The sequence below is a fragment of the Chloroflexota bacterium genome, assembly GCA_018648225.1.
In the GTDB taxonomy this organism is placed as follows: domain Bacteria; phylum Chloroflexota; class Anaerolineae; order Anaerolineales; family UBA11858; genus NIOZ-UU35.
Genome location: JABGRQ010000210.1, coordinates 1 through 4,356 on the forward strand (window position 1 = coordinate 1; position 4,356 = coordinate 4,356).

Genomic DNA, 4,356 nt, shown 5'->3' on the forward strand with positions numbered 1-4,356 from the left:
AACCAACCGGCTCCCAGGTAGATGAGCAAAGGCAGCGCCAATGCCATCAGAATTCCGTTGAGGGAGCCGAAGGCTACGAGCACAAGGATGTAGAGCAAGCTGCTAATAATGAGGATGGGATTCATGTTATCGAATATCGATCAATGCAAGCGTTGGGGCTACCCTCACCCTCCGCCCTCTCCCAAAAGGAGAGGGGACATAATTTCTTCTCCCTTTGGGGAAGGAGATCAGATTTTGAGTGCATACTTCTCATACATCTTATATCCCTTCGATCACCGGGACAGGAACCAGGTTGGCAATCGTATCGAGGACTTCATAGGCGGCAGTTTTATTCATCCACAAATCGGGTTTGAGTACCAAGCGGTGGGAAAGGGCAGGCTGAATGAAGGTTTTGACATCGTCGGGGAGCACATAGGCGCGACCATCGAGGGCAGCTTTGGCGCGGGCCAGTTTCAGCAAGGCCAGCGAGCCGCGCGGACTGGCTCCTACCGCGGTGCGCTGTTCGCGGCGGGTGTGATGCACAACAGCCGCAATATAGTTTTCGAGATCGGCTTCGATATGCACATCTTCCATCGCGGCGCGCATGGCGAGTAGTTCTTCGGCGTTGGTGATTTGTTGCAGATCAAAGGTATCTTGACGCCGGGCGCGGCGGCGGCGCAAAATTTCTTGCTCTTCTTCGAGCGAAGGATAGCCCACGGAGAGTTTCATCAAGAAACGGTCAAGTTGGGCTTCGGGCAGCGGGAAAGTGCCTTCGTATTCAATGGGGTTTTGGGTGGCTATCACCAGGAAAGGCTGCGGCAAAGGCAGGGTTTCGCCATCCAATGTGACCTGATATTCCTGCATGGCTTCAAGCAAGGCCGATTGTGTTTTTGGGGAGGCGCGGTTGATTTCATCGGCAAGGATGATATTGGCAAAAATTGGGCCTTTACGGAGTTCAAAGCCGCCTCGTTGGCGGTCAAAAATATAGCTGCCGGTAATATCACTGGGCAACAGATCGGGGGTGAACTGGATGCGCTTGAAATCCAGGCCGAGAGCGGTGGCAAAACTATTGGCGATGAGGGTTTTTGCCAGGCCCGGATAGTCTTCGAGGAGCACATGCCCCCCGGCCAGAATGGCGGCCATGATGCGCTCGAGCAAGTCGCGCTTGCCAACGATGGCGCGCTCGATTTCGGTAATAATGCGATCACTGATTTTGGCGACTTCGGTCGTATTCATGAGGGATTAATTCTCCAATGGGATACAGATTACGCAGATACGTCGGATGGATTGCCGCTTACAAATTATTCCCGGTCAAGGGTGAGGGATTGTTCGATATAGGCGACTAGCACCTCGGGGGGCAGATTCAACGGCTGCGGCGCGGGCGATGAAAACCAACGCCGGGACATGGCCGCACCCGTCTGAAATTTTTTGGCGGTTCGCAAATAGGCTTCAATTTCAGCAGGCAATTCCAAATCTTCGTAGAGCATGCTTTCGGGGGGCAAACCAGTGCGGCAGGCCAGAGCAGCATCGGTGAGATCGGCGATGTGTTGGGCCAACCGCCAGCGCATATAAGCGCCGCGTTGGGCATCCTTAAGGTGACGCTGCCAGCGAAGCACAGACGATAGTTGCTGCGCATTTGGATGCACAGGATTCGGGATTGGCCCGCGGCGTAATTTTAGACTTATCCAAAAAAATACTCCACCCACTAAAATCAGCGCGACCCACAAGGTAAACTGGTCGAAACTAAGATAGAGTAAACTGGCGATTCCGACAAAGTAGGTCAGCGGGATTACAAACAGTTCACGAATCAACTCAGGCCAAAGGAGAATTGCCAGCGGGCCAAGAAATGCGCTGGCGCCGAATACCCACCAAAACCGCGGCTTCATGATTTTCCCAACCCGGCTGCGACAATGGCCTGCAAGCTAGATTCGGCCAGAGGCGCTGCATCTGCATCCAGCGGTAAACCACCCCCGTAGCGTACTTGCTCGAAAAGATGCGTTAGCTGATCCACAGCCGTTTCGGGCAGGCCGCTGCGTTTAAGTTCTTGGGTAAATTCGCGCGGCGTCATGGCCTCCTGACGCCGCAGGCCGCGCCGTCGTTCAACAATGCGGTGCATCTCGGCATAACAGCGCAAGATCGTGTCTTCCAGATGTGCGCCCGCCGACAAGTCATCCAGAGCCTGGTTCGCTTCGGCGCTGAGATCGGTAAGAGAGGCGGGGCGCAGTTGCCACCAACGCCAAATTTGCCAGAAGAGGTAAGTCAGCAAACCCACAAAGACGAGATTGGCGATCCAGTGCAACCATTGTTCTTGCTGCGCCTGAAACTGCAGCGCACTGGTATTAGCTTGATCGGGCGATTCGGGGGAAAGACCACTGAAGTTGAGTAAATTTTCCGGGGTAATTTGCCCGCAGCTTCGTAGCATCAGGAATAGGGCGTAAGCTGTCAGGGACATCGCCAGCGCGCGGCGGATGATTTTTTTGCGGGCTTCGGGCGAGACCAGAAAATAGATGGCGGAGATTGGCAGAATCACCCACAGGATCAGAATCCCCACTGTTTTCCACGCACCCACTAAACTCCAGGTTCGCAGCCCCATGCTCGGCATTGTTTGGGAAGGCTGCTCTTGATCCTCCAAAAAGAAAACTTGCCCCGACGCAAATTCAATTTGTGAAAGGGTCGCAGAAAGCATAAGCAGCCCCCCCACAGCCAACAAGAAAGCTATGATGATCCAGAAATTTTGGCGGCGTGTGTCCATATACGATGAATATACTGGTTTATGCGGAAGCTGGTTCACCGTTCCGCAAGATCAACGAGCGATGGACTCGGCCACTGGAACGGCGATGAAGAACGTGGAGCCTTTGCGATACTTGCTTTCGAACCCAATGCGGCCCCCTTGCATCTCGATCAGGTTTTTGGTGATATGCAAGCCCAGCCCGGAACCGGGCGACAGACGCGCTTCAGGATCGTCAGAGCGGAAAAATTGGGCGAAGATTTTTTCCTGATCTTCCGGGGTCATGCCGATACCATTATCCTTGACGGCTACACGCACAATTTGTAGCGCGCCGGGTTTTTCGTCCGGTAGTGTTTCGGCCTGAATGGTGATGGCGCCGCCCTCGGGGGAGTATTTATTGGCATTGCTAACCAGGTTGACCAAAATTTGCACGAGGCGGGTTCGATCACCCCAAACCGGCGGCAAGCCCGCGGGGATTTTGATCTGCAAGCTTTGTTGTTTCGCATCAATGGCGTGCTGCTGCGAACGGGCAACTTCGTCAACTACATCGGCAATATCAACGGCATTAAAATCCAGACTGAGGCGGCCCACTTCGATGCGGGACATATCGTTCAGATCAGAAACCAGGGTTGCCATGCGGTTCACATTTGAACGGATGGTTTGGAGGAAATTTTCTTGCCCTTCGGTTATCGCACCCATCGCACCGCCCATTAATAATTCAGTGTAGCCGCGGATGGAGGTCATGGGCGTTTTGAGTTCATGGGCCACAAAACTGATAAAATCGGTCTTGGCTTTGTTGGCGTCCTGAACCTGACCGAAAAGCTGGGCGTTGGCAATGGCAATGGCGGCATGATCGCTCAGGCGGGAGAGAAATTCCTGGGTGTCTTTGGCTAAAGGTTCTTCGTTGCGGCTCTCCAAAAGGAGAATACCAATCACCTGTTCTTCGCGCCGGATGGGAAAGACAACTTGAGAACGCGCACCCGTCAGAAATCCCTGAGGCTTATTTTTACTGGCATTGACGAGGCGCGGCATAATTTGAGTATCGGCTTCGCCAAAAGCGCGCCTTAATGCGGGCAGAGCATCCAATGGAAGCTGGTCGTCACTATAGGGCAGCACTTCATCGTCGTAGCCGCGTTCGGCCATCACCTGGATCACATCTTCATCCACCGCGCCAACCAGGCCAGCATCGGCGCCCGACTGACTCATGGCCCAGTTGAGCGTAATCTGCATGGAACGTTGAATGTTGAGGCTGGTGTTTAATTCGCGGTCGATACGCTGCATCACCGAGAGTTCGTCAACGCGGGCTTCGAGTTGTTTGTCGGTGCGGGTATACAGACGCGCGTTTTCCAGCGCGATGGCGGCCTGGCTGGCAAATGAAGCCAGCAATTCAAGGTCGTCGTGGGTAAAGGGGGCGCCATCACGACGGTTGATAACTTCGATCACGCCCAAAACGGTATTCTGAACGCTCATTGGGACGAGAAGCAGGTCGCGCGTCTGGAAGCCGGTGCGCTCATCGGGCTTGCTGGCCCATTCTTCGGTTTGATTGACCCCATTCACAATGGCAGGCTGCTTCGAGGTAACAGACCGGCCCACATGCCCGGTTCCCGGCGGCAAACGCTGGCCGATAAGTTCATCGGCAACCGGTCCCA

4 protein-coding genes are annotated in these 4,356 nt (G+C 54.3%); all 4 read right to left on the bottom strand.

Features of this window, described 5'->3' with window-relative positions; genetic code table 11:
• Positions 1–258: 258 nt before the first annotated feature.
• Positions 259–1,215, bottom strand: coding sequence for a MoxR family ATPase (locus HN413_17765; protein MBT3392249.1), 957 nt, complete (start codon positions 1,213–1,215; stop codon positions 259–261).
• A gap of 65 nt (positions 1,216–1,280) precedes the next feature.
• Complete coding sequence (locus HN413_17770; GenBank protein MBT3392250.1) at positions 1,281–1,865, bottom strand: hypothetical protein; 585 nt, start codon at positions 1,863–1,865, stop codon at positions 1,281–1,283.
• Complete coding sequence (locus HN413_17775) at positions 1,862–2,731, bottom strand: DUF4129 domain-containing protein (protein ID MBT3392251.1); 870 nt, start codon at positions 2,729–2,731, stop codon at positions 1,862–1,864. Before HN413_17775 ends, HN413_17770 begins: the two co-directional genes overlap by 4 nt.
• A gap of 51 nt (positions 2,732–2,782) precedes the next feature.
• Positions 2,783–4,356: GAF domain-containing protein (locus tag HN413_17780; GenBank protein ID MBT3392252.1), on the bottom strand; the 1,574-nt coding region annotated here is incomplete at its 5' end.

Coding starts and splice junctions, on each gene's coding strand:
- HN413_17770 (MBT3392250.1), bottom strand. CDS start 1,865: ATGAAGCCGCGGTTTTGGTGGGTATTCGGCGCCAGCGCATTTCTTGGC.
- HN413_17765 (MBT3392249.1), bottom strand. CDS start 1,215: ATGAATACGACCGAAGTCGCCAAAATCAGTGATCGCATTATTACCGAA.
- HN413_17775 (MBT3392251.1), bottom strand. CDS start 2,731: ATGGACACACGCCGCCAAAATTTCTGGATCATCATAGCTTTCTTGTTG.